The following is a 22,591-nucleotide window of genomic DNA, read 5'->3' as shown; positions in this document are numbered from 1 at the left end:
GCACACCCTAGCGCCGTGCACGAACTATCTTGCTTCTGCATGTTTCTGCACGTTATTGTCGGGCCATGACCCAGCCCCTGATGATCCTGATCGCCGGCCCCTACCGCTCCGGCACCGGCGACGACCCCGACCGGATGGCCGCCAACCTCGCCGCGCTCGAGACCGCCGCCTGGCCGCTCTTCCGGGCCGGCCACGTCCCGATGATCGGGGAGTGGGTGGCGCTGCCGGTGCTGAGCAGCGCCGGCGCGAGCGGTCCGCTCGACCCGCTGGCCGAGCAGGTGATGTACCCGACCGCCGAGCGGCTGCTGCAGCACTGCGACGGCGTGCTGCGGCTGCCGGGCGCGTCCACCGGCGCCGACCAGGACGTGGCGATCGCTCGGGAGCGCGGGATCCCCGTTTGGCACCGGGTCGAGGACGTGCCCGGGTACGTCGAGAGCGTCGGAGCCGCGTCCTAGGATCCCGCGGACCGATCCCGCGTCGTCACGTCGCGGGTGAGCTGACGGGCGCGGCACACCCGACCGTCGTCGGCCAGCTCGCCGAGCACGTGGATCTCGGTGGAGATCACTCCGCCCTTCCGCATCGTCGCCTCGAGCGTGTACCGCGCGGCGAACCGGTCGCCCGCGCAGATCACGTCGTGCACCTCGACCCGCGCGTCCGACGCGCGACGCCGGGCCGGGGTGACGTGAGCGAGGAGCCGCTCGCGATCCAAGGTGATGCCGTCGGTGATCACGGCGTAGTCGGGCGTGTGGTAGCGATCCAGGACCTCCTCGGGGTGGTCGGCGGCGATGACCTCTCGTGGGTAGTTCTGCAGGTAGGCGGTGATCCGGGCAGCCGCCTCCGCTTCGCTTAACTTTGACATGCCAGTCAGAGTAAGCACGCTGAGCTAGATTTGACAACCATGTCAGAGGAGAAGCGGCCACAGCGGCGCGCGGACGCCGTACGCAGCCGGACGGCGATCCTCGATGCGTGCCTGCTGCTGCTCGACCGTGGCGAGGATCCCTCCCTCGGGCGGATCGCCGACACCGCCGGCGTCACCCGACAGACCGTCTACGCCCACTTCGACTCGCGGGATGACCTGCTCCGCACCGCGGTGCGTGTGCTCACCCAGGAGGTCGCCGAGGGACTCGCGACCACCGATCCCGGCCGCGGACCGCTCCCGGAGGCGGTCGACCGCTGGTGCACGGCCGTGTGGGGGATGCTCGACCGGCGACCTGCGCTCTTGAACCCGGCGCTCATGGCGGTGACCGGCCAGGACGACGACCCGCTCGACACCCACGAGCTGATCGTCGGTGAGCTGCGCAGACTGGTGCGCCGGTCCCGTCGGGAGCACGCGCTGCCGCGGGAGCTGACGACCGACTGGCTGGTCCGGGCCGTGCTCGCCCAGGGGCACGCGGTCGGCGGGGAGGTGGCTGCCGGCCGCATGACGCCCCGGGCCGCCGGCATCGCGTTCCGGCACGGGGTGCGCGGCCTGCTGCTCGGGCCACCCTGACGCGCCGCCTCCACGCCACCCCTGACGGCTGTCGCCGCCGCGTCCTAGGCTCGCTGACATGAGCCCCACGAGCCCCCAGCTCCCTGCCATCGGTGCCCACGTCGACCAGGCCGACCCCATCGCGGAGGCCCAGGCCCGGGAGATGCCGCACGTGCAGTTCTTCCTGGGCGATCCGCAGGGTTACAAAGGCCCCGAGTTCCGCTACGCCGGCGGGGCCGAGGCGCTCAAGGCCGACGCCGAGGCCGCGGGCGTCGGGCTCTACGTGCACGCGCCGTACATCGTCAACGTCGCCACGACCAACAACCGCATCCGCATCCCCAGCCGCAAGCTGCTCCAGCAGCACGTCGACGCGGCGGCGGCGATCGGCGCGCGCGGGCTGATCGTGCACGGCGGGCACGTCAACAAGGACGACGATCCGGCGAAGGGCTTCGACAACTGGCGCAAGGCGGTCGAGGCAGTCGACCTCAAGCTGCCGCTGCTCATCGAGAACACCGCCGGCGGCGACAACGCGATGACCCGCTACCTCGAGCGCATCGAGCGCGTGTGGGACGCGATCGCCTCGACCGAGCAGGCCGACCTGGTCGGGTTCTGCCTCGACACCTGCCACGCCCACGCGGGCGGCAACTCGCTCGAGACGATCGTCGACGACGTACGCCGCATCACCGGCCGCATCGACCTCGTGCACTGCAACGACTCCCGCGACGAGTTCGACTCGGGTGCCGATCGGCACGCCAGCCTCGGCGCCGGCAAGGTCGACCCCGACCTGCTGGCGGCCGTCGTCCGCGACGCCGGCGCCCCGGTGATCCTGGAGACCCCCGGCGGTGCCGCCGAGCACCGCGCCGACGCCGCCTGGCTCACGGAGCGGATCGGATGACCTCGCGGATCACCGAGATCAGCGTCGACTGCGCCGACCCGGCCGCGCTCGCCCGGTTCTGGGCCGCCGCGCTCGACTACGTCGTGCTCGACGAGGAGCCCGACCTCGTGGAGATCGGCCCGGCCGGGCGGTCCGACGAACGGCTGCTCGCCGACGTCCGCTCCGGTCCGGTCGCCCCCACGGTCTTCTTCGCGCGGGTCCCGGAGGACAAGGCGGTCAAGAACCGCCTCCACCTCGACCTCTCCCCGATCGACACCGACCGCGACAGCGAGATCGCGCGGCTCGAGGCGCTCGGCGCCCGGCGCACCGACCTGGCGCCACCGGACGCGACCTGGGTGGTGATGCTCGACCCCGAGGGCAACGAGTTCTGCGTGCTGCGCAGCCTCGCGCCCGGGGAGTTCTCGCTGGGGTGACCGCGAGGAGCTAGGAGCGGCTCTGGGCGCTCACCCCGAGCGGGCTCCGCGCGAGTTTCGTCGGCCGGCCGACGAANAAACTGGACCCTGGACGATGAAGTTGCGTCGTCCAGGCGCGAGATCTGTCGGCCGGCCGACGAAACTGGCCGCCCCCTCACAGACGACGCACAGACGACCCACACCGTCCCGCCAAGCCGGCGACGGACGTTGGGTCCATGAGCACCGCGACCCTCGACGACCCGACGACGACCTCCCCCGGCCCAGAGCCGCCGCCGCGCGAGCCGGAGCGGTGGTACCGACCGGCGCTGGCCGGGCTGCTGCTGGCCACCGGGGTGCTGTACCTCTGGGGTCTGGGCGAGTCGGGGTGGGCCAACAGCTTCTACTCCGCGGCCGCGCAGGCCGGGTCGGAGTCGTGGAAGGCGTTCTTCTTCGGCTCCTCCGACGCCGCGAGCTCGATCACCGTCGACAAGACCCCGCTGGCGCTGTGGCCGATGGGGCTGGCCGTGCGGGTGTTCGGGCTGTCGTCCTGGTCGATCCTGGTGCCGCAGGCGATCGAGGGCGTGCTCGCCGTGTGGCTGCTGGTCGCCACCGTCCGGCGTACGACATGCTCGGCCGCGGCCGGCCTGCTCGCCGGGGCCGTGCTCGCGCTGACGCCGGTCGCGGTGCTGATGTTCCGCTTCAACAACCCCGACGCGATGCTGGTGCTGCTGCTGGTCGCCTCGGCGTACGCGACGCTGCGCGCGCTCGAGTCCGGCGTGCGCCACCCGGTGCGCTGGCTGGCGCTGGCCGGAGCCCTGGTGGGGTTGGCGTTCCTGGCCAAGATGCTGCAGGCGTTCCTGGTGCTCCCGCCGCTGGCGCTGGTCTACCTGCTCACGGCGAACACCGGCGTGCTCAAGCGGCTCGGCCACCTGCTCGTGGCGTTCGGCTCGATGATCGCGGCCGCGGGCTGGTGGGTCGCGATCGTCTCGCTCTGGCCGGCGTCGAGCCGCCCCTACATCGGCGGCTCGCAGGACGACTCGATCCTCGAGCTGACCCTGGGCTACAACGGCTTCGGCCGCCTCACCGGCGACGAGACCGGCTCGGTCGGTGGCGGGACGGGCGGTGGCGGCGGCTCCATGTGGGGCCAGACCGGGATCACCCGGCTCTTCGACGGTGAGGTCGGCGGCCAGATCGCCTGGCTGCTGCCGAGCGCGCTGCTGCTGCTCGTCGCCGGTCTGTGGCTGACCCGGCGCCGGCCGCGCACCGACCTCACCCGCGCCGCGCTCGTGCTGTGGGGCGGCTGGCTGCTGGTCACCGGCCTCACGTTCAGCTTCATGGCGGGCATCTTCCACTCCTACTACACCGTCGCCCTGGCCCCCGCGATCGCGGCGCTGGTCGGCATCGGCGCGGCCCTCGTCTGGCAGCACCGCCGCTCGCCGCTCGCCTGCGGCTTCGGCGCCGCCGCGACGGCGCTCGCAGCCGGCACCGCCTTCGTGCTGCTCGGCCGCAGCGCCGACTTCGTGCCGTGGCTACGGGTCCCGCTGCTGGTGGGCGGCCTCTTCGCGGCCGTCGTGATGCTCGGCCTGCACCGGCTCCCGCGGCGGGTGGCGCTCGGCGCCGCCGCGCTCGCGGTCGTCGCCTCGCTGGCCGGCCCGGCGTCGTACGCCGTGCAGACCGCGTCGACCGCGCACACCGGCTCGATCCCCACGGCCGGCCCGACGGTCACCAGCGGCTCCGGCGGCGGGCCCGGCGGTCGCGGCGGGTTCGGCGGGCCTCCCGGGATGACGCAGGGTCAGACGCCCCCCGGGATGGCGCAGGGTCAACGCCCGACCGGTGGGCCCACCGGCGGCGGCGCCGGCGGGCTGCTCCAGGGAAGCGACCCGAGCGACGAGCTCACCGCGCAGCTGCTCGAGGACGCCGACTCCTACACCTGGGTCGCGGCCGCGGTCGGCTCCAACTCGGCCTCGGGCTACCAGCTGGCCACCGAGGAGCCGGTGATGGCGATCGGCGGCTTCAACGGCTCCGACCCGAGCCCGACGCTGGCGGAGTTCCAGGAGTACGTCGCGAACGGCGAGATCCACTGGTTCATCGACGGCTCCGGGCTCGGCCAGTCGATGGGCGGCAGCAACGCCAGCTCCGAGATCGCCACCTGGGTGGAGGAGAGCTTCACCGCCACCACGGTCGACGGCGTCACGCTCTACGACCTGTCCGGTGCCGACGCGGGGGCGACGTCGTGACCGCGGCCCAGCCCTGGGAGGGCCCGCGGGCGGAGGTCGGCACCGAGGTCACGATGCTGGAGGTGGTGATCCCGGTCTACAACGAGGAGCGCGACCTGGAGGCCTCGGTCGAGCGGGTGCTCGACCACCTGGGGCGGATGCCGTGGAGCTCCCGGGTGACGATCGCGGACAACGCCAGCACCGACGGCACGGCGGTGGTGGCGAGACGGCTGGCGCACACGTACGCCGACGTACGCGTCGTCCACCTTGCCGAGAAGGGCCGGGGCCGGGCGCTGAAGAAGGCCTGGCTCGGGTCGGACGCCGCGGTGCTGGTCTACATGGACGTGGACCTGTCCACCGACCTCAACGCGCTGCTGCCGCTGGTGGCCCCGCTGATCAGCGGGCACTCCGACCTGGCGATCGGCAGCCGGCTCGGGCACGGGTCGCGGGTGGACCGCGGGCCCAAGCGCGAGCTGATCTCGCGGTGCTACAACCTGCTGCTCCGCGGCGCCCTCCGCGCGCGATTCTCCGACGCCCAGTGCGGGTTCAAGGCGATCCGCGCCGACGTGGCCCGCGAGGTGCTGCCCCTGGTCGAGGACGACGCGTGGTTCTTCGACACCGAGCTGCTGGTGCTCGCCGAGCGCGCGGGCCTGCGCATCCACGAGGTGCCGGTCGACTGGGTCGACGACCCGGACAGCACCGTCGACATCGTCCGCACCGCCGTCGACGACCTGCGCGGCATCGCCCGCCTGGGTCGCGGCCTGGTGTCGGGCCGCCTGCCCGTCGCCGACGTCGCCGAGCGCCTGGGGCGGGCGTCGGCCGATGCCGGCGGCGGGCGGCTCGGGCTGCAGCTGGCGATGTTCGCCCTGGTCGGGGTCGCCTCGACGGTGGCGTACGCCGTCCTCTACCTGCTGCTCCGCGGACCGTTCTCGGCGTTCACCGCGAACCTGCTCGCGCTGGTCGTCACCACGCTCGCGAACACCGCGGCCAACCGGCGGCTGACGTTCGGGGTGCGGGGGCGGCGGCACGCCGTGCGCCACCAGGTCCGTGGCCTCGTGGTGTTCGGCATCGGGCTGGGGGTGACCAGCGGCGCGCTGTGGCTGCTGCACGCAGGAGGTCACACCCACCACGGCGCCGAGGTCGTCGTGTTGACCGTCGCCAATCTGGTGGTCACCGTGATGCGCTTCGTCGCGATGCGCGCCTGGGTCTTTCACCGGGACCGCTGATAGGCCCCGAACGTCCGGGTCGCCACCGCGGCCATGACCACGGCCAGCACCGTCAGCGCGCCGAGGCGTGGCCAGACCGCGTCCCAGTCGGGTGACCCGAGCAGCGGCTCCCGCGCGACCACGACGGCCCAGTCGAGCGGGTTGAACCGCGCCGTGGCCCGGATCCACCCCGGCGCGAGCTGGGGATCCATCACCGCCGAGGAGAGGAACGTCAGCGGCAGGGCGGTGAACTGGCTGATCCCGATCAGCGCCTCCTGCTGGCGGACCAGCAGGGCGACGGCGTTCGAGAGCGCGGCGAACACGACGGTCAGCAGCACGGCGGCCAGGATCGTGAACGGGACGCCCACCCATGCGAACCGGGCGCCGATCAGCCAGGCCACGCCCAGCACGATCAGGGTCTGGATCACCGAGGTCACCGACTGGTAGGCCAGCGTGCCGTTCATCATCGCGCCGCGCGAGACCGGCGCCGCGAGCAGCCGGTCCATCACGCCGCGGTCCATGTCCTCGATGTAGACGGTCCCGGCCCACGCGGCTGAGAACAGCGCGGTCATCGCGACCACGCCCGGGGTCAGGAACTCCAGGTAGCTGCTCCCGGACTCGAAGCCGGGGATGTCGGTCACCGACTCGAAGAGCCGGCCGAACAGGATCAGCCAGACCATCGGCTGGATCAGCGTGACCACCAGGAAGATCGGCTGGCGCGCGAAGCCCCGCAGCGACCGCTGGGTCAGCAGCACGGAGTGGGTGACGAGCGTGGACATCAGGCGACCTCCTCGTCCCGCTCGGTCGATCGGTGGGCGCGGCCGACGTGCTGGAGGTAGACGTCGTCCAGCGAGGGGCGGGACACCGACGCGCTGACCGGCGAGAGCCCGGCGGCGTCGAGCCCGGCCATCAGCGCCGGGATCGATCGGGCGCCGGACTCGGCGCGGGCCCGTACGACGGCGCCGTCGGCGACCGGACCGGTCACGCCGGCGACCCCGGCCAGGACCGCGCACGCCCGCGCGGCCTGGTCGCTGTCGGGCAGCTCGACCTGGAGGGTGTCGCCGCGCAGCTCGCTCTTGAGCTCCTCGGGCGAGCCCTCGACCCGGACCCGGCCGCGGTCGACGATCGCCAGCCGCGACGCGAGCCGGTCGGCCTCGTCGAGGTAGTGGGTGGTCAGCAGCACGGTCATCTCGTCGTCGACGGACAGCCGGGCGATCTCGGCCCACATGTCCGCGCGGGCCTCCGGGTCGAGCCCCGTGGTCGGCTCGTCGAGGAACAGCACGTCGGGCCGGTGCACGAGCCCGATCGCGACGTCGAGCTTGCGGCTCATCCCGCCCGACCAGGTGCGGACCAGCCGGTCCGCGGCGTCGGTGAGGCGGAACCGGTCGAGCAGCCGGGCCGCACGGGCGGTGGCGTCGGTGCGGGTCAGGCCCTGCAGCCGGCCCGCGAGCACGAGGTTCTCGCGGCCGGTGGCCATGGGGTCGCTCGACGGGCGCTGCGAGACCAGCCCGATGCGCCGTCGTACGGCGGCGGGGTCGACGGCCACGTCGAGCCCGGCGACCCGGGCGACCCCGGAGTCGGCCCGCGAGAGCGTGGTGAGGATGCGGACGGTGGTGGACTTGCCGGCGCCGTTGGGGCCGAGCAGGCCGTAGACGGTGCCGCGCTCGACGGCGAAGCCGAGGCCGGCCAGGGCGGGCACAGGGTCGTGGCCACGGCCGCCGGGGTAGGTCTTGTGCAGGTCGTGGACCTGCACGGCGAGGTCGGGTGTGGGCATGGAGGACTCCTTCGGTGGAGGAGCCGGCCGTAGACTCGCGGGTGCGCTGTGAGCGGTCCATCGGGCGGCTTGCGGTGACCCCGGCCGGTGTTGCCGCACCGGTCGGGGTTTCTTGCTCTGTCGGGTTCCTGTCGCGTCAGGCGTCGGGGTCGGCGAGGGCCGCCAGGGCCTCCCCCTCCTTCCCGAGGTGGGCGACCGGGTCGGCGAAGACCTCCTCCAGGCTGATGCCACGGTCCTGGGCCTCGTAGATCTTGTGCCACATCTCGACGCCACCGAGGCGGCGCTCGCGGATGCGGGCGGCCAGGTCGACCACGTGGTCGTGCTCGGCGCGGAGCATCGTCAGCCGGAACTCGCCCTCGATGAGCAGCAGCTCGGGCAGGCCCATCTCGCGCCCGGCCTTGAGCATCTCCTCGGCGGCGCCGATCTCGCCGCGCAGGTGCACGGCCCGCTCGACCAGCAGCCGGGCGACGTCGTCGGGGCGGAGCCCGGCGGCCAGGGAGAGCCCGGCCTCGAGGGAGTGGTACTCGCGCAGCGGGCGGCCGATCAGCTCGCTGAGCCACTCGTCGTGCTCCTCGACGCCGCGCTCGGTGATCGCGTAGATCGTCCGCTCGGGACGGCGGCCCTGCCGCACGGTCTCGCGGGCCTCGATCAGACCGGCCTTGGCGAGCGACTCGACCACGGCGTACAGCGCGCCGTAGTTGAGCTTGATGCTCTGGTCCTTGCCGCGCTCGCGGAGGGTCTGGGAGATCTCGTAGGGGTGCATCGGGCGCTCGGAGAGACACGACAGCACGGCGAGCGCCAGCAGGTTGCTGAACCGCCTCCGGGCCACGGGTGTCCCTCCATCACGAATACTCTGATCGGAGTATTCGCCTCGGAGCGGGTGGCGTCAAGCGGTGGTGCTCGGTCAGTTCGTGACCAGGACCGTCACGTCCCGCACCTCGCCGGGCCCGCTCCGGTCCGCCCGCAGCCGGACCAGCCGGAGCGGCCTCGCCGACTCGTCCGGCGTACCGAAGACCAGGAACTCGAAGCCGTGGTCGCCCTCCTCGAGCGTGACCAGGTGCCCGGGCCGGTCCTCGACCCGCCAGCTGCTCAGTGATCGGCGGAACCGCACGTGCAGCCGCGACCCGGCCGGCACCCGGAGCACATCCCCGGGGCGGGGGTCCTCGACGACCCTGCGGTCGATGCCTTGATCGACGCTGCGAGCGGTGCGGTGCGCCATGGTGGTCTCCTCGTCGGGCTGGTGACGATGAGGAGCGGCCCGCGGGACGCCTGATACGCGCAGATGACGGTGGTTGAGGAGGTTGCGCAGCAACCGTCTCGAAACCACCTCGGACAGCGGTCAGCCGAAGCGGACCAGCGGCACCGGGGCGGTGACGGCGGTGACGGCCGGCACCGCCGCGGCCAGGGCGGCGGCGGGCTCGACCCCGGCGGCGAGTTGCTGGTGGACGGCGACGAGGACGTCGTACGCCGCCCGGTCGTTGACCGCGGCCGCCGACGCGACCACGCACCGGGCGCCGGCGTGCAGCCAGGCGGTCGCCATGCCGATCAGCTCGTCGCCCCAGCGCACCGTCGAGCGGCCGACCTCGCACGCGGAGAGCACCACGACGTCGGGCACCTGCCGGAGCTGGTCGATGTCGTAGCCGAACCACGGCCCGTCGGCGAGCTGGAGGCCGGAGAACATGGCGTTCTCGGCGGCGTGTCGGCCGTGGGCCGCGACGTGCAGCACGTCCACGCTCGCGGCGAGCTCGGAGACCGCGGCGGCGTTGGCGCGGTCGCCGACGAGCACGGTCGCGTCCGGCCACTCCTTCGCGGCGGCGACGACCTCGTCCTCGGCTCGGGCCACGCGCGGACCGGCCACGAACCCGGCCGAGCCCAGCCGCAGCGGCGTCGTGCGCCGGGCCAGCCAGGACGTCGCCGACTGCGCGACCGTGACCGGACGCCCGACGAACCCGGGCAGCAGCGTCCACGGCACACCGGCGAGCACGCCGGACGGCGTCAGCACGACCGACCGCTCGCCCACGGCCTTGAGCACCGGCTCGACGAGGGCCTCCGCGAGAGACGCGAGCCGGCTCGCCAGCTCGGTGCGGACGAACCCCGCCATCGCGCCCGGCAGCTCGGCCGCGGCCACGTCGAGGTCCGGCAGCAGCCCGCCGAGCAGCCCATCGATCTGCGTGCGCTCACCGAGGTCGACCCAGGTCGCGGCGTCGGTGGTGACCACGAGGGCCACCACCTGATCGCCCGCGACGACGTACGCCACCAGCGCGGTGGCTGCGTCCAACGCGGCCTGCAGCTCGGGGAGCGTGACCGGATCGGCCACCGCGCCGGAACCACGGTGCTGCCAGGCCCGCTCGCGGATCCGCTGGCGCAGCTCCACCTCGCGCTCGGGATCGCGGCGGCCACCCTCGGCGGCCATCTCGCGCAGCTCGGTCAGGTCCGCGACGATCTGCTCGTCCTCGGGCGCGCGCACCGGCTGCACCCGGCTGGCCAGCATCCGCGCCCGCTCCGACCACTCGAACAGCACCGCGGGCTTGCGGGACTCGACCGCCAGCGCGAGGCCTCGGGTGCCGAGCCGGACCCCATGGCCCGCAACCCCGGTCTGGAGGTCGAGCGAGCCGAAGGAGCTCTGCCACGTGTGCAGGTCGGCGAGGCCCGCGCGCAGGTGATGGAGCGCATGCGCACGGCGCCCCTCGACGGCCGCCAGCTCGGCGCGCACGTCGCGGTCGAGCAGCCGCAGCGCGAGGGGCGCCCGAGCGGCCACCGGTTGTTGCAGCCGGGCCCGGGCCAGCTCGGGCCCGCCGCTGCGCAGCTCGGCCCTAGCCAGCTCCCGTCGCAGCCCGGCAGCGCGCCAGCGCAGACCCTGCGCCTCGAGCTCGGACGCCAGCTCCTCGCCGCGGGCGAGGAGCGCGCCACGCCGCCGACCGCGCTCGATCTCGGCAGATATCCACGCCGCCTCTGCACGCACGCTCCAAGCCTCGGCCCCGGCCTTCCCGAAGCACCGCATAGCCCGGCGTGCGGCTGCTCCGGACTCCGTAGTGTCGGTCTCCAGCACGGTGAGGGCGAGCGCGAGCTCGGCCTCGCCCTGTCGCTGGTGCATGCGCCGGGACCCATACGCCGCCGCGGCGGCGCGCAAGGCCGCCATTCCCTCCTCGACCTGTCCGGTCGCCATCAAGACCTCGGCGCGATCCTGGTTGACGGTTGCGGCCATGACGGGGGAGGAGGCCTCAAGCACGGGGCCGCTCTCCCGCATGTGGTGCAGGGCGCCGACGAGGTCGCCGAGCAGGAAGCAGGCGTACCCAAGGTTGTGCGTGGCGATCGCGACGTCGTGGGTGCGACCGAGCCGGTGCCAGTGGTCGCGAGCCGAGCGGAAGTCGTGGCACGCGCGGTCGGGTTGACCCTGGGCGAGGTACACGCCGCCCCGGTTCACGTGGGCGATCCCGAGCTCCTGGTGGTCCGCGAGGCTCCCGATCGCCTCGTCGAACGCGGTGAGAGCCCGCGCCGCCTGTCCCTGCCGCAGCAGGAGCAGGGCCCGCTGGCACTGGACGACCCCCCGCGTGTCGGCAGTGATGAGCTCGCTCGCCAGCGCCCGCTCACACCGCTCGATCCCGACTGCGGGGTTACCGGTCTCGTACTCGAGGAACGCCAGGCTTGCCTCGATCCGGGCGAGGAGGTCGAAGTCAGAAGTCGCCCGGCTGGCTCGGGCGAGTAGCCGACCCGCGACCCCGAACTGCCGAGCGTTCAGCGCCTCGACGGCACGTCGGTGCAGCTCGGGCGCGGTGGGCACCAGCCCATCATCGCCTGATCGGCGTCAGTTCCTCCACGACCTTCCACGCGCGGTTGACGACGGTGGCGACCGGCTGGGGCTCGGCGGCCTTCTTCGGCAGCCGGGGCGCGAGCGCGGCGGCGAGTCGACCGGCCAGGAGCGGCGCGGCGAAGGAGGTCCCGCTCCACACGGCGAAGCCGCCCCGGAAGTCGTCGGGATCGATGCACTCGCGCACCCGGCCCTCGTCGTCCGTCGTCCTGGCCAGCGGCAGGAGCCCGCCCTCGAACGGCGGCACGGTGCTGACCAGCGCGGCGCCGGGGGCCCAGGCCCGCACCCACTGGCCCGCGTTGCTAAAGAGCGCGTCGGTCCGCAGGTTCGGGTTCTGGGCGCCCACCGAAACCACGGGCACGACGTCGCGGGGCGGGATCGTGCCCTCCCACGGCGCGAAGGCCGCCGGGAACGAGGGTCGGCTCGTGGCGTCGTTGCCCGCCGAACAGACGACGATCGTGCCGAGCCGGCCCAGCTCGGTGAGGATGTTCTGGAGTTCGGGATCGAACAGGTGGTCGTCGGGTGTCTCGTGGTAGTAGCCCATCGACAGGCTCAGGACGTCGATCCTCCGCCCGCCGGGCTCGCCGGCGGTGAAGCGCCGGACGAGCTCCAGCACCTGGGCGATCGCGACGATCCAGTCCGACTCGACCAGCGGCCCCTCGGACGGCACGACCCGCCAGGAGAGGATGTCGGCGTCGGGGCAGGCCTGGTGGATCAGGCCGGCGATGAAGGTCCCGTGCCCCGAGGTCGGGTCGATCGACCCGTCCATCGGTCCGTTCTGGTCCGGGTGCAGCTCCGGGTTGGTGGCGTCGTCGACGTAGCCGATCGGCGTGCCCGCGAGCCGGACGTCGGTCCGCACCACCCCGTCGAGCCACGGGTGCTCGCCGCACCCGGTGTCGAGGACGGCGACCACGGGCCGCCGCCGCCCGTTGAGCTCCTTCGGCGCGCACCGCCGGGGCCGGGCGCCGATGAACGCCACCGGCTGCCGCCCCCCGCGACCCGGCAGCCCGTACGTCGCCGCCGGGTGCGACATCTCGATCGGGTGCGACATCTCGATCGGGTGGGACATTTCGATCGGGTGCGACATCTCGATGGGGTTCGCCACCACGGTCGTGCTCGCCAGCACGTGCTCGAGACCGACCCCGCGCACCGCCTCGACGCCGAACTGCGCCCGCGTCTGCTGCAGCAGCGTCCAGCCGTCGGGGGCGATCGTGGCCCGGTTGGAGCCGATGTCGATCCGCACCGGGCGCACGCCGAACTTCAGGTTCGCAGTCCGCGGGTCCTCCCGCTCGGGGACGACCACCCAGCCGAGCGGCTCGGCGACCGCGCGGAGCACCGCGAGCGCACCCTCGAAGTCGACGGACTTCGAGACCACCAGCCGCGGGCCGACGTACACCGTGGGCCGCGGGCGGACGCCCTTGACGCTGATCGCCGTCGCGGGGTCCAGGACCCGGCCCTCGACCGTCGCGATCGACGACGGCCGCGGTGGTGCCGGGTCGCGGTCCAGGGGCTTGCGGGTCGGGCGCTTCTCCTCGGGCTGCTGCTCCATGGTTCTTCTGTCTCCGTCAGATCTCGAAGGTGGGGGTGGCGAACGCGGGGCGGGTGGCGTCGTGGGGCTCGAGCCGCAGGCGCAGCAGCCCGAGCGGCAGGCCGGTCAGCTCGAAGCGACCGGACTCGGTGACGACGGCGGCGTGCGACGCCGGCACCTCACCGGGCAGCGCGCGGATGGTCATCGGCTCCGGCGGCACCACCCAGCCGTCGACGCGGGAGCGGTCGCCGTCGACCGCGATCCGCAGCAGCAGGTCGGTGTCGCCGTGCACGAAGCGCAGCGTGTACGCGCCGGCGCCGCGGGCGCCGACCAACTCGGTGGACCGCTCGACGAGCTCCATCAGCTCGGCGTCCAGGTCGCTGGCGGCGATCGCCGCCGCCGCCTGCATCGAGGCCACGAGGTGCTCAGGCACCGGGTCGTGGCGCTCCCACACGTCGCGGACCACGCCCAGCAGATCCTCGCGGCTCAGCTCACTCATCGGTACTCCCCCGTCTGCATCAGCGCGACGCGCAACTTCGCCAGGCACCGGCCCCGGGTCGGGCCGATGCTCCCCACCGGCATGTCCAGGTCGGCCGCCAGCTCGCGGTAGTCAGGCCGGTTCTCGAACGCGACGATCCGCAGCAGGCGGCGGCACCGCTCGGGCAGCCCGTCGACCGCGGCCCAGAGCCGGTCACCCTCGTCCTGCTGGACGACGGCGTCCTCGGCAGACCGCTGCCGCGGCAGCATCGGCGCCAGCTCCTCCTCGTCGGCCGGCGTCGCCGCAGCGGTCGCGTTCGCGACCCGCCAGGCCTCCCGGCGCGCGGTCGTGGTCAGCCAGCCGCCGATGGCGGTCGCGTCCAGGATCGCCGAGCGCCGGCGTACCAGCGCCAGCCAGGTCGTCTGCACGACGTCCTCGGCGGCGGACTCCGAGAGCCGGTAGGACCGGACCACGTGCCACAGCACCGGCGTCATCACCGCGACGAGGTCGTCGAGACCGCTGGACTCCCCTGCGACCCAGCGATTGAACCCGTCCGTCGCGCGCTGCCACACCTCATTCGCCGGTCCGGCCGGCCGGACCGCCCCGATGCCGGTCATCGATCGCGTCGCTCCCTTGTGTCGCTCGGCTAGTCGCTCGATCAGGATCACGTCTCCCAGGAGTCGAGGAGCCGCGCGCAGATACCTGGTTTGTACCTGTTGCGCACATCGTGGCGCTTGCGGGGCCGCGGCGCCATGGCCCGGACGGGTACGTCGCGGACGGCCGATCGGCGCCGGGTAGCGTGGCCCGGGTGCTGAGCGTCCGTGAGATCTCCGAGAACGACCATCTGGAGCTCCTGCGCAGCCAACGCTCCGCGAGCTTCCTCCAGACCCCGGCCTGGGGCCGGGTCAAGTCCGAGTGGCGGCGCGAGTCCATCGGCTGGTTTCGCGGAGACGAGCTGGTGGGTGCCGCCCTGGTGCTCTACCGCCAGCTGCCGAAGGTCAAGCGGTTCCTCGCCTATCTCCCCGAGGGGCCGGTGATCGACTGGGAGGCCGACGACCTGGGCGCCTGGCTCTCGCCGATGGCCGCACACCTGTCGGGACGCGGCGCCTTCGGCGTGCGGATGGGCCCGCCGGTCGTGACCCGGCGCTGGGACGCCGCGACGATCAAGGCCGGCATCGCCGACGACGCCGTACGCCGGCTCGGCGACCTGCCGCCCACCGAACGCACCCACTCCGGGGCACGGGTCACCTCCCAGCTGCTCGACCTCGGCTGGCGCGCGCAGACCGTCGAGGGCGGCTTCGCCGCGGGCCAGCCGCAGTACGTGTTCCAGATCCCGCTGGCCGGCCGCACCGAGGAGGACGTGCTCGCCGGCATGAACCAGCTCTGGCGGCGCAACATCAAGAAGGCCGCCAAGGAGGGCGTCGAGGTGGTCTCGACCGCGTCCGGGGACGAGGAGCTGAAGGCCTTCCACGAGCTCTACATGCACACCGCCGAGCGCGACCACTTCACGCCCCGGCCGCTGGCGTACTTCCGCACGATGGTCGAGGCGCTCGGCGCCGAGGACCCCGACCGGATCCGCCTCTACACCGCCCGCCACGAGGGCACGCTCGTCGCCGCCACGATCGGCATCCGCGTCGGCGCCCACGCGTGGTACTCCTACGGCGCCTCCTCCACCGAGAAGCGCGAGGTGCGCGGCTCCAACGCGATCCAGTGGCAGATGATCCGCGACGCGATCGCCGCCGGCGCCGACGTCTACGACCTGCGCGGCATCACCGACACGCTCGACGAGGACGACCCGCACCAGGGTCTGATCCAGTTCAAGGTCGGCACCGGCGGCGAGGCCGTCGAGTACGTCGGCGAGTGGGATCTCCCGCTCAACCGCGCGCTGTACGCCGCCTTCGCCATGTACATGAAGAGGCGGGCATGAGCCTCAACCTGACCGTCGACGGCGAGCGCTGGCGGTCCCACCTGCGGAGCCTCACCGAGGCGACCCCCGGCCTGGTCCCGGTGGCCAAGGGCAACGGCTACGGCTTCACGCTCGGCCGGCTGGCCCGCAAGGCGCAGTGGCTGGCCGACCAGGGTCTCGGGGTCGACACCCTCGCCGTCGGGACGTACGACGAGCTGCCCGAGGTCGCGAGCCGGTACGCCGGCGACCTCCTCGTGCTCACCCCCTGGCGGCCGTTCGGCGCGGCGATCGAACTGGACCCCCGGCTCGCCGACCGGGTCGTCCACACGGTGAGCCGGCCCGAGGACCTCGGCGACCTGCTCGGCCGCCAGCCCGACGCCCGGGTGGTGCTGGAGCGCACCACCAGCATGCTGCGCCACGGGATGACCGCCCGCGAGCTGTGGAGCACGCCGCGGATCCTGGCCGACCACCCGAAGGCCCGGGTGCGCGGCGTGGCCCTGCACCTGCCGCTCGCCCACGGCGCCCACCTCTCCGAGGTGCAGCGCCTGATGAACGACGTGGTCGCGACCGAGCTGCCGCTGGACACCGTGTGGGTCAGCCACCTGGCCGCCGACGAGCTCGCCGTGCTGCGCGCGGCGTACCCCGACTTCACGTTCCGGCCGCGGGTCGGCACCGACCTGTGGCTCGGCGACCGTGGGGCCCTCCGGGTGACCGCGACCGTGCTCGACGTGCACGCGGTCGAGCGCGGCGACGCGTTCGGCTACCGGCACCGCACCGCCCCCAAGGCCGGCCACATCCTCGTGGTCAGCGGTGGCACCGCCCACGGCATCGGGCTCGAGGCCCCCACCGGCGACGCGAGCCTGCGCTCCCGCGCGGCCACGCTGGCCCGCGGCGGCCTCGACGCGGCGGGGTTCGTGCGCTCGCCGTTCTCGATCGATGGCAAGCAGCGGCTGTTCGCCGAGCCGCCGCACATGCAGGCGTCGATGCTCTTCCTGCCCCACGGCGCCCGCGTGCCGGCCATCGGCGACGAGGTGGACGTGCGGGTGCGCTACACCGCCACGGCCTTCGACCGCGTCGTCGTGAGCTGACCGACCACATCGGCGCTGCGCACCGGGTCGTGCCGGGGCACCCAGATGTCGCGGACGACGACGGCCACCAGGTAGAGCTCGGCGGCCAGGCGCACCAGGATCGCGGCCCAGTAGAAGCCCGCGTCGCCGCCGGCGGCCGGGGCCAGGAAGCCGCCGAGGTACCACCACACGGCGGCGAAGTAGAGGACCTCGCCGGCCTGCCAGATGATCAGGTCGCGCCACCGCGGCCGCGCGAGCACGGCGAGCGGCAGCAGCCAGAGCACGTACTGCGGCGAGTAGACCTTGTTGACCAGCAGGAACCCGGCGACCACCAGGAAGCCGAGCTGGGCGAGGCGCGGCGTCGCGGGCGAGGCGAGCCCGAGCAGCAGCACGCCCACGCACCACAGCCCGAAGAACAGCCAGGACCCGACGTTGATCGTGTGCGGGTCGAACGCGGACGGGTCGGCGGTCCGGTCGAGCGCCTGCTGGACGACCAGCCAGATCGAGCCGAGGTCGGCACCCCGCTCGGAGTTGAACGTCCAGAACACCTTCCACTCGTCGGGCCCGGACAGGTACGCCGGCAGGTTGGCCAGCACCCACGCTGACGCGGCGGCCAGGCTGGTGACCGCGAGCGTCCGCAGCTGCCGCCGGCGCAGGCAGATCACCAGGATCCCGCCGAGCAGGAAGAGCGGGAACAGCTTGACCGCCGTCCCCAGGCCGATCAGGACCCCGGTCAGCACGGGGCGCTCCCGGGCCCAGGCCCACAGCGCCCCGGCGACCAGGACCACGGCGAGCAGGTCCCAGTTGACCAGGCCGGTGAGCAACAGCGCCGGCGAGAGGGCGAAGGCCGCGGCGTCCCACGGCCGGCGCGGGGAGACGCCGGCCAGCAGCCAGGCCGCGAGCAGCGTCAGCACCGCGAACCCGAGCGCGTTGACGATCACGAAGATCCGCATCTCCCGGTGCACCTCAGGCTCGGCCGACATGTCACCGACCGACTTCCCGTAGCGGGGGGTCAGGTCGGGGGAGCCGTTGAGCCAGTGCGTGACGTGCGCCGCGCCCCACGCCCAGTAGGAGATGCCGACCGGGTACTCCATGACCTCGGGGTAGCGGGCGCGCACCTGGGCGTCGTCGCTGTAGGGCCAGTTGAGCTCGGCGAAGCCGCGCCCGGTGTAGAGGTAGGGCAGGTCGGAGTAGCACATGTGGGTGTAGCGGGCCTGCCCGTCCTGCCAGGTGTCCTGGTAGCAGTTGTTCTTCTGCACCATCCCGAGGGCGAGCACGATCGCGGTCAGCGCGAGCACCACCCGCACCGGGGTCCACCACGAGTGCCGGCCGGCTCGCGGGCCGACGGGCCCGCCGATCCGGTCACTGAGCGCGGCGACGACCGGGTCGTCGGTCGTGGGGTCGACCCAGTCCCCCTGGACCCCGCGCCGGCTCGGCGGCATCAGCCGAGCCGCACCCGGCGACCCCGGCTCCGGCGGTGGTGGCCCCGGCCGCTCTGGGACGCGCCGCCGCCGGGCGGCGTACTCGGGCTCCCCGACGGGGTCGGCGACTCGGAGGGCGGGCAGCCGAGCACGCCGCAGCTGTTGCTCGGCGACTCGGTCGGGGTGGGCGTCTCCGACGGCGTCGCCGTCTCGCTCGGGGTGGGTGTCTCCGAGGGCGTCTTGGTCGGCTTCGGCGTCTTGGTCGGCTTCGGCGGGGGCGTGTAGGGGTCGTGGCCCTCGGCCGGCGCCTCGCCGTCGACGTTGGCCGGCTCGGGGAAGTCCTCGACGTCGGTGCCCTCGAGGGCCCGGCTCATCACCGCGGCCCAGGTGCGCGTCGGGTACTCCGCGCCGAAGTACGACGGCAGCCACCCGTCCAGGGCGTTGTCGCCGTCGCCGCGGACGTACATCACCGCGGTGGCGAGCTGGGGGGTGTAGCCGACGAACCAGGACGAGGAGACGTTGTCGTTGTCGTTGGTGGCCGTGCCGGTCTTGCCCGCGGCCGGCCGGCCGATCGCCTGGGCGTTCTTGCCGGTGCCGTTGAGGACCACCTGCTGCAGGGCGTAGGAGGTGTCGGCGGCGATGTCCTCGCCGGTCGCCTTCTCCCCCGCCGCGGTGGTGACGTCGACCCCGTCGGCGAAGTCGTCGAACGCCTGGGACGTGTGCTGCTTGAACTGGTAGAGCACCTTGCCCTTCTTGCTGACGATCTTGTCGATCACGTGCACGTCGGCGCGCTCACCGCCGTTGGCGATCGTCGCGTAGGCGTTGGCCATGTTGATCGGGCTGATCCGGGCCTTGCCGAGCGTGATGAGCGCGTCGGCCTCGAGGTCGATGCTCTTGTCGGGAATGCCCGGGTACTTCTGGGTGGGCTTGGCGGGCGGGATGCCGACCTTGTTCGCGGTCTCGAGGATCTTCTCCGGGCCGTCGGGGATGGAGTTCGACATGTCGACGAACGCCGTGTTGATCGACTGCTCGGTGGCGTAGACGAGGTTCACCTTGTCGCCGTAGTCGGTGCCGCCGTACGGCCCCTCGTTCACGACGTCGAGGCCGTCGGGGAACACGTACGGCGAGTTGCCCTCGAACGTGTCCTTCAGCGAGAAGCCGTTCTCCAGGGCGGTCGCGACGGTCAGGGGCTTGAGCGTCGAGCCGACCATGCCGCCGGTGGCGGCCCAGTTGATCTGCGAGTCGAGGAAGTCCTGACCGCCGTAGAACCCGCGGAGCGCACCGGTGCCGGGCTCGACGCTGGCCACCCCGATGTGCAGCTCCTTGTCCTTGAAGCCCTCCGGCCGCTGCTCGAGCACCCCGGCCTCCGCGGCGTCCATGGCCTTCTTGGTGAACGTCGTGGTGATCCGGTAGCCCTGGCTGTCGATCTGGTCGTCGGTGTAGCCGAGCTCGTGCATCTCGTCGCGGACCAGCTTGAGCATGTGACCGCGCTGGCCGCCGTTCTTGCTCTGGGCCTTGATCTCCGGGAACTTCGGCAGCGACTTCTCGGCCTTCGCGGCCTCGTCGGCGGTGATGTTGCCCGCGGCGGCCATCCCTTCGAGCACGTAGACGTAGCGCTCCTTGAGCGCCCGCTTGTTCTCCTTGCCGTTGGCCGGGTCGAAGTGCGTGGGGTTGTTCAGCACGCTGGCGAGGACGGCCGACTCCCTCAGCGTCAGGTCCTTGGCGTCCTTGGCGAAGAACGCGCGCGCAGCCGCCTGGACGCCGTACGCGCCGCGTCCGAAGTAGATCGTGTTGAGGTAGCCCTCGAGGATCTCGGTCTTGCTCTGGGTGCGCTGCACCTTGAGCGAGAGGATCGCCTCCTTCGCCTTGCGGGTGTAGGAGCGCTCCTGGTTGAGGTAGAGGATCTTCACGTACTGCTGGGTGATCGTCGAGGCACCCTGGGTGGCGTTGCCCTTGGCGTTGCTGAAGGCCGCCCGGATGATGCCTCGGGGGTCGATGCCCTTGTCGGTCCAGAACGAGCGGTTCTCGGCGGCGACCACCGCGTCCTGGAGCGTCTGCGGCATCTGCTTGATCGAGATCGACTCGCGGTTCTGGGTCGCGAAGTTGCCGACCTCGCCCTTGCCGTCGGAGTAGTAGACGAACGACGTCTCGGCCTCGAAGTCCTTGTTCGGGTCGGGGATGTCGATGGCCCGGTACAGGACCACGAACGCCCCGACCATCAGCAGCAGGCACACCAGGCCGACGATCGAGAGCCACTTCCCGACCCGCAGCACCTTCTGCTTGCGCGTGCGGGGTGGCTTGGGCTTCTGGCCGGGCTTCGCGCTCGTCGTGCTGGCGGGCGAGCCCGCGGCCTTGCGCTTACCACTCACAGTCGTTGGCTCCGCGGGTCGGGGTCGAGATCGGTGCAGATGATCCCGGTCAGCGTACGGGTGGCGCCCGCGCCGCCCAAGATGCCACGGGGAAGGGCGTGAGCGAGGTCTCATGCGCACGTCGTACCGATAGCGGATTCGCAACGCGTGGATATATCGCTACGATAGGTCGCATGGCACGTCGTGCGGAGACCATCGAGCTCGCAGTCCTCGGACTGCTGCACGAGGGACCCATGCACGGCTACGAGCTCCGCAAGAGGCTGAACCTCATGCTCGGATGGGGTCGGGTTCTCTCCTACGGGTCGCTCTACCCCACCTTGAAGAAGATGCTTCGCGGCGCCCTCATCGAGGAGGCCACCACCACGCTGACGCCGGTGACCCGGCGCCCGCGGATCGTCTACCAGCTCACGGAGTCCGGGCAGCGTGAGTTCGAGCGCCTGATGACCGAGGTCGGTCCCACCGCGTGGGAGGACGACAACTTCGACATCCGGTTCGCGTTCTTCAGCCGCACCGACATGGAGATCCGGCTGCGCGTCCTCGAGGGACGTCGTACCCGCCTCCAGGAGCGGCTCGAGCGCGTGCAGAGCCAGCTGTCGATGACCCAGAAGGAGGTCGACCGGTACGCCGTCGAGCTCCAGCGTCACGGCGTCGAGTCGGTCGAGCGTGAGGTCCGGTGGCTCTCGGACCTGATCAATGCCGAGCGCAGCGGCGACCCCGGCAGCACCAGAGCCAGCAACACCAGCACCTCCAGCGGCGGCTCCGTCGAGCCCGCCACCACCGCCGCGGCCGAACCAGCCGCGGTGCAGCCCCCCGAGGTCAGCGGCCAGAAGTAGCGCCTCGCCTCAGACGAGCAGTCCGACCACCGTGGCGGACGACGGAAAGGAACAGCCCGATGGGTTCGGTTCGTGTAGCAATCGTGGGAGTGGGCAACTGCGCCTCCTCCCTGGTCCAGGGTGTGCACTACTACCGGGACGCCGACCCGACGGGAACGGTGCCCGGCCTGATGCACGTGATGTTCGGCGACTACCACGTGCGCGACGTGGAGTTCGTCGCGGCGTTCGACGTCGACGACAAGAAGGTCGGCAAGGACCTCTCCGAGGCCATCAACGCCTCCGAGAACAACACCATCAAGATCGCCGAGGTCCCCACGCTCGGGATCGACGTCCAGCGCGGTCACACCCTCGACGGCCTCGGCAAGTACTACCGCCAGACCATCGAGGAGTCGGGCGCCGAGCCGGTCGACATCGTCCAGGTCCTCAAGGACACCCAGGCCGACGTGCTCGTCTCCTACCTGCCGGTGGGATCCGAGGAGGCCGACAAGTTCTACGCCCAGTGCTGCATCGACGCCGGTGTGGCGTTCGTCAACGCACTGCCCGTGTTCATCGCCTCCGACCCGGAGTGGGCCAAGAAGTTCGAGGACGCCGGCATCCCGATCGTCGGTGACGACATCAAGTCCCAGATCGGCGCGACGATCACCCACCGCGTGATCGCGAAGCTCTTCGAAGACCGCGGCGTGGCGCTGGACCGCACCTACCAGCTCAACGTCGGCGGCAACATGGACTTCAAGAACATGCTCGAGCGCGAGCGCCTGGAGTCCAAGAAGGTCTCCAAGACCCAGTCGGTCACCTCCAACCTCAAGGGCGAGCTGGCCAACAAGGTCTCCGACCGCAACGTGCACATCGGCCCCTCGGACTACGTCCAGTGGCTCGACGACCGCAAGTGGGCCTACGTCCGCCTCGAGGGTCGCGCGTTCGGCGACGTCCCGCTGAACATGGAGTACAAGCTCGAGGTCTGGGACTCCCCCAACTCGGCCGGCATCATCATCGACGCGATCCGCGCCGCGAAGATCGCCAAGGACCGCGGCCTCGGTGGCCCGATCATCTCGGCGTCGTCGTACCTGATGAAGTCCCCGCCGGTGCAGCTCCCCGACGACGAGGGTCGCCGCCGCGTCGAGGCCTTCATCAAGGGCGAGGAGTGACTCTCTCCGCAGCTTGATGCGGTCCTCCGCTGACGCGGAGACCGTCGAGACACCCAGAATGGCTGTCAGGACCCCGGTCCCGGCAG

The 22,591-nt window shown here is 72.3% G+C and carries 21 protein-coding genes; 10 read left to right on the top strand and 11 right to left on the bottom strand.

Features of this window, described 5'->3' with window-relative positions; genetic code table 11:
* The first annotated feature begins 65 nt into the window (after window positions 1–65).
* Complete coding sequence (locus tag QQZ14_RS04585; protein ID WP_284532999.1) at window positions 66–455, top strand: DUF4406 domain-containing protein; 390 nt, start codon at window positions 66–68, stop codon at window positions 453–455.
* On the opposite strand, the gene QQZ14_RS04580 is transcribed toward QQZ14_RS04585, so the two are convergent.
* Window positions 452–859, bottom strand: a complete 408-nt coding sequence (locus QQZ14_RS04580) for a nuclear transport factor 2 family protein (protein ID WP_284532998.1) — start codon at window positions 857–859, stop codon at window positions 452–454. The genes QQZ14_RS04585 and QQZ14_RS04580 overlap by 4 nt on opposite strands.
* Window positions 860–898: 39 nt before the next feature.
* Between QQZ14_RS04580 and QQZ14_RS04575 the strand changes: the two genes are divergently transcribed.
* The 5 genes from QQZ14_RS04575 to QQZ14_RS04555 all read left to right on the top strand — a co-directional run bounded on the left by QQZ14_RS04575 (window position 899) and on the right by QQZ14_RS04555 (window position 6,197).
* On the top strand, window positions 899–1,489 hold the full coding sequence (locus QQZ14_RS04575) for a TetR/AcrR family transcriptional regulator (protein ID WP_284532997.1): 591 nt from the start codon (window positions 899–901) through the stop codon (window positions 1,487–1,489).
* Window positions 1,490–1,547: 58 nt separating this feature from the next.
* Window positions 1,548–2,363, top strand: a complete 816-nt coding sequence (locus tag QQZ14_RS04570) for a deoxyribonuclease IV (RefSeq protein ID WP_284532996.1) — start codon at window positions 1,548–1,550, stop codon at window positions 2,361–2,363.
* Entirely contained in the window at window positions 2,360–2,776 is a 417-nt protein-coding gene (locus tag QQZ14_RS04565) for a VOC family protein (RefSeq protein WP_284532995.1), read from the top strand. Before QQZ14_RS04570 ends, QQZ14_RS04565 begins: the two co-directional genes overlap by 4 nt.
* A 215-nt stretch (window positions 2,777–2,991) precedes the next feature.
* Window positions 2,992–4,992, top strand: coding sequence for an ArnT family glycosyltransferase (locus QQZ14_RS04560; protein ID WP_284532994.1), 2,001 nt, complete (start codon window positions 2,992–2,994; stop codon window positions 4,990–4,992).
* A complete protein-coding gene (locus tag QQZ14_RS04555) occupies window positions 4,989–6,197 on the top strand; it encodes a bifunctional glycosyltransferase family 2/GtrA family protein (protein ID WP_284532993.1) in 1,209 nt (402 codons plus the stop codon). The genes QQZ14_RS04560 and QQZ14_RS04555 overlap by 4 nt, the downstream gene beginning before the upstream one ends.
* On the opposite strand, the gene QQZ14_RS04550 is transcribed toward QQZ14_RS04555, so the two are convergent.
* The 8 genes from QQZ14_RS04550 to QQZ14_RS04515 all read right to left on the bottom strand — a co-directional run bounded on the left by QQZ14_RS04550 (window position 6,182) and on the right by QQZ14_RS04515 (window position 14,381).
* Window positions 6,182–6,955 (bottom strand): ABC transporter permease, encoded by a 774-nt coding sequence (locus tag QQZ14_RS04550; protein ID WP_284532992.1) that lies wholly within the window; start codon window positions 6,953–6,955, stop codon window positions 6,182–6,184. The two genes, QQZ14_RS04555 and QQZ14_RS04550, sit on opposite strands and share 16 nt — an antisense overlap.
* Window positions 6,955–7,950, bottom strand: a complete 996-nt coding sequence (locus QQZ14_RS04545) for an ATP-binding cassette domain-containing protein (RefSeq protein WP_284532991.1) — start codon at window positions 7,948–7,950, stop codon at window positions 6,955–6,957. The genes QQZ14_RS04550 and QQZ14_RS04545 overlap by 1 nt, the downstream gene beginning before the upstream one ends.
* Before the next feature lie 136 nt (window positions 7,951–8,086).
* Complete coding sequence (locus QQZ14_RS04540) at window positions 8,087–8,779, bottom strand: PadR family transcriptional regulator (RefSeq protein ID WP_284532990.1); 693 nt, start codon at window positions 8,777–8,779, stop codon at window positions 8,087–8,089.
* A gap of 75 nt (window positions 8,780–8,854) precedes the next feature.
* Window positions 8,855–9,169, bottom strand: coding sequence for a hypothetical protein (locus QQZ14_RS04535; RefSeq protein ID WP_284532989.1), 315 nt, complete (start codon window positions 9,167–9,169; stop codon window positions 8,855–8,857).
* Window positions 9,170–9,289: 120 nt separating this feature from the next.
* A complete protein-coding gene (locus QQZ14_RS04530; protein WP_284532988.1) occupies window positions 9,290–11,731 on the bottom strand; it encodes a CHAT domain-containing protein in 2,442 nt (813 codons plus the stop codon).
* Between the two features lie 7 nt (window positions 11,732–11,738).
* Window positions 11,739–13,307: a S8 family peptidase gene (locus tag QQZ14_RS04525; protein ID WP_284532987.1), complete on the bottom strand. Its 1,569-nt coding sequence runs from the start codon at window positions 13,305–13,307 to the stop codon at window positions 11,739–11,741.
* A 16-nt stretch (window positions 13,308–13,323) separates the two neighbouring features.
* Window positions 13,324–13,785, bottom strand: coding sequence for a hypothetical protein (locus QQZ14_RS04520; RefSeq protein WP_284532986.1), 462 nt, complete (start codon window positions 13,783–13,785; stop codon window positions 13,324–13,326).
* Window positions 13,782–14,381, bottom strand: coding sequence for an RNA polymerase sigma factor (locus QQZ14_RS04515; protein ID WP_284532985.1), 600 nt, complete (start codon window positions 14,379–14,381; stop codon window positions 13,782–13,784). The genes QQZ14_RS04520 and QQZ14_RS04515 overlap by 4 nt, the downstream gene beginning before the upstream one ends.
* A gap of 194 nt (window positions 14,382–14,575) precedes the next feature.
* On the opposite strand from QQZ14_RS04515, the gene QQZ14_RS04510 reads away from it, so the two are divergent.
* Together QQZ14_RS04510 and QQZ14_RS04505 are read left to right on the top strand one after the other, a co-directional pair.
* Window positions 14,576–15,691, top strand: coding sequence for a lipid II:glycine glycyltransferase FemX (locus QQZ14_RS04510; RefSeq protein ID WP_284533091.1), 1,116 nt, complete (start codon window positions 14,576–14,578; stop codon window positions 15,689–15,691).
* Window positions 15,688–16,758 (top strand): alanine racemase, encoded by a 1,071-nt coding sequence (locus QQZ14_RS04505; protein ID WP_284532983.1) that lies wholly within the window; start codon window positions 15,688–15,690, stop codon window positions 16,756–16,758. Before QQZ14_RS04510 ends, QQZ14_RS04505 begins: the two co-directional genes overlap by 4 nt.
* Here QQZ14_RS04505 and QQZ14_RS04500 read toward each other — a convergent pair.
* Together QQZ14_RS04500 and QQZ14_RS04495 are read right to left on the bottom strand one after the other, a co-directional pair.
* The gene (locus QQZ14_RS04500; RefSeq protein ID WP_284532982.1) at window positions 16,719–18,179 is read right to left on the bottom strand and encodes a glycosyltransferase family 87 protein; all 1,461 of its coding nucleotides are present in this window, start codon (window positions 18,177–18,179) and stop codon (window positions 16,719–16,721) included. The two genes, QQZ14_RS04505 and QQZ14_RS04500, sit on opposite strands and share 40 nt — an antisense overlap.
* Window positions 18,179–20,527: a transglycosylase domain-containing protein gene (locus tag QQZ14_RS04495; protein ID WP_284532981.1), complete on the bottom strand. Its 2,349-nt coding sequence runs from the start codon at window positions 20,525–20,527 to the stop codon at window positions 18,179–18,181. Before QQZ14_RS04495 ends, QQZ14_RS04500 begins: the two co-directional genes overlap by 1 nt.
* Before the next feature lie 173 nt (window positions 20,528–20,700).
* On the opposite strand from QQZ14_RS04495, the gene QQZ14_RS04490 reads away from it, so the two are divergent.
* Together QQZ14_RS04490 and QQZ14_RS04485 are read left to right on the top strand one after the other, a co-directional pair.
* A complete protein-coding gene (locus QQZ14_RS04490) occupies window positions 20,701–21,360 on the top strand; it encodes a PadR family transcriptional regulator (RefSeq protein ID WP_284532980.1) in 660 nt (219 codons plus the stop codon).
* 59 nt (window positions 21,361–21,419) lie between these two features.
* Window positions 21,420–22,505: an inositol-3-phosphate synthase gene (locus QQZ14_RS04485; protein ID WP_284532979.1), complete on the top strand. Its 1,086-nt coding sequence runs from the start codon at window positions 21,420–21,422 to the stop codon at window positions 22,503–22,505.
* The last annotated feature ends 86 nt before the right edge of the window (window positions 22,506–22,591 follow it).

The sequence above is a fragment of the Nocardioides sp. T2.26MG-1 genome (genome assembly GCF_950101795.1).
In the GTDB taxonomy this organism is placed as follows: Bacteria; Actinomycetota; Actinomycetes; order Propionibacteriales; family Nocardioidaceae; genus Nocardioides.
This window is presented reverse-complemented; position numbering and strand designations above follow the sequence as displayed.

Excerpts from the sequence above, each read along its gene's own strand:
- QQZ14_RS04505 (WP_284532983.1), top strand. The coding sequence starts at position 15,688 with ATGAGCCTCAACCTGACCGTCGACGGCGAGCGCTGGCGGTCCCACCTG.
- QQZ14_RS04525 (WP_284532987.1), bottom strand. The coding sequence starts at position 13,307 with ATGGAGCAGCAGCCCGAGGAGAAGCGCCCGACCCGCAAGCCCCTGGAC.
- QQZ14_RS04575 (WP_284532997.1), top strand. The coding sequence starts at position 899 with ATGTCAGAGGAGAAGCGGCCACAGCGGCGCGCGGACGCCGTACGCAGC.
- QQZ14_RS04580 (WP_284532998.1), bottom strand. The coding sequence starts at position 859 with ATGTCAAAGTTAAGCGAAGCGGAGGCGGCTGCCCGGATCACCGCCTAC.
- QQZ14_RS04490 (WP_284532980.1), top strand. The coding sequence starts at position 20,701 with ATGGCACGTCGTGCGGAGACCATCGAGCTCGCAGTCCTCGGACTGCTG.
- QQZ14_RS04500 (WP_284532982.1), bottom strand. The coding sequence starts at position 18,179 with ATGCCGCCGAGCCGGCGCGGGGTCCAGGGGGACTGGGTCGACCCCACG.
- QQZ14_RS04485 (WP_284532979.1), top strand. The coding sequence starts at position 21,420 with ATGGGTTCGGTTCGTGTAGCAATCGTGGGAGTGGGCAACTGCGCCTCC.
- QQZ14_RS04565 (WP_284532995.1), top strand. The coding sequence starts at position 2,360 with ATGACCTCGCGGATCACCGAGATCAGCGTCGACTGCGCCGACCCGGCC.
- QQZ14_RS04545 (WP_284532991.1), bottom strand. The coding sequence starts at position 7,950 with ATGCCCACACCCGACCTCGCCGTGCAGGTCCACGACCTGCACAAGACC.
- QQZ14_RS04570 (WP_284532996.1), top strand. The coding sequence starts at position 1,548 with ATGAGCCCCACGAGCCCCCAGCTCCCTGCCATCGGTGCCCACGTCGAC.
- QQZ14_RS04520 (WP_284532986.1), bottom strand. The coding sequence starts at position 13,785 with ATGAGTGAGCTGAGCCGCGAGGATCTGCTGGGCGTGGTCCGCGACGTG.
- QQZ14_RS04515 (WP_284532985.1), bottom strand. The coding sequence starts at position 14,381 with ATGACCGGCATCGGGGCGGTCCGGCCGGCCGGACCGGCGAATGAGGTG.
- QQZ14_RS04585 (WP_284532999.1), top strand. The coding sequence starts at position 66 with ATGACCCAGCCCCTGATGATCCTGATCGCCGGCCCCTACCGCTCCGGC.
- QQZ14_RS04560 (WP_284532994.1), top strand. The coding sequence starts at position 2,992 with ATGAGCACCGCGACCCTCGACGACCCGACGACGACCTCCCCCGGCCCA.
- QQZ14_RS04535 (WP_284532989.1), bottom strand. The coding sequence starts at position 9,169 with ATGGCGCACCGCACCGCTCGCAGCGTCGATCAAGGCATCGACCGCAGG.
- QQZ14_RS04550 (WP_284532992.1), bottom strand. The coding sequence starts at position 6,955 with ATGTCCACGCTCGTCACCCACTCCGTGCTGCTGACCCAGCGGTCGCTG.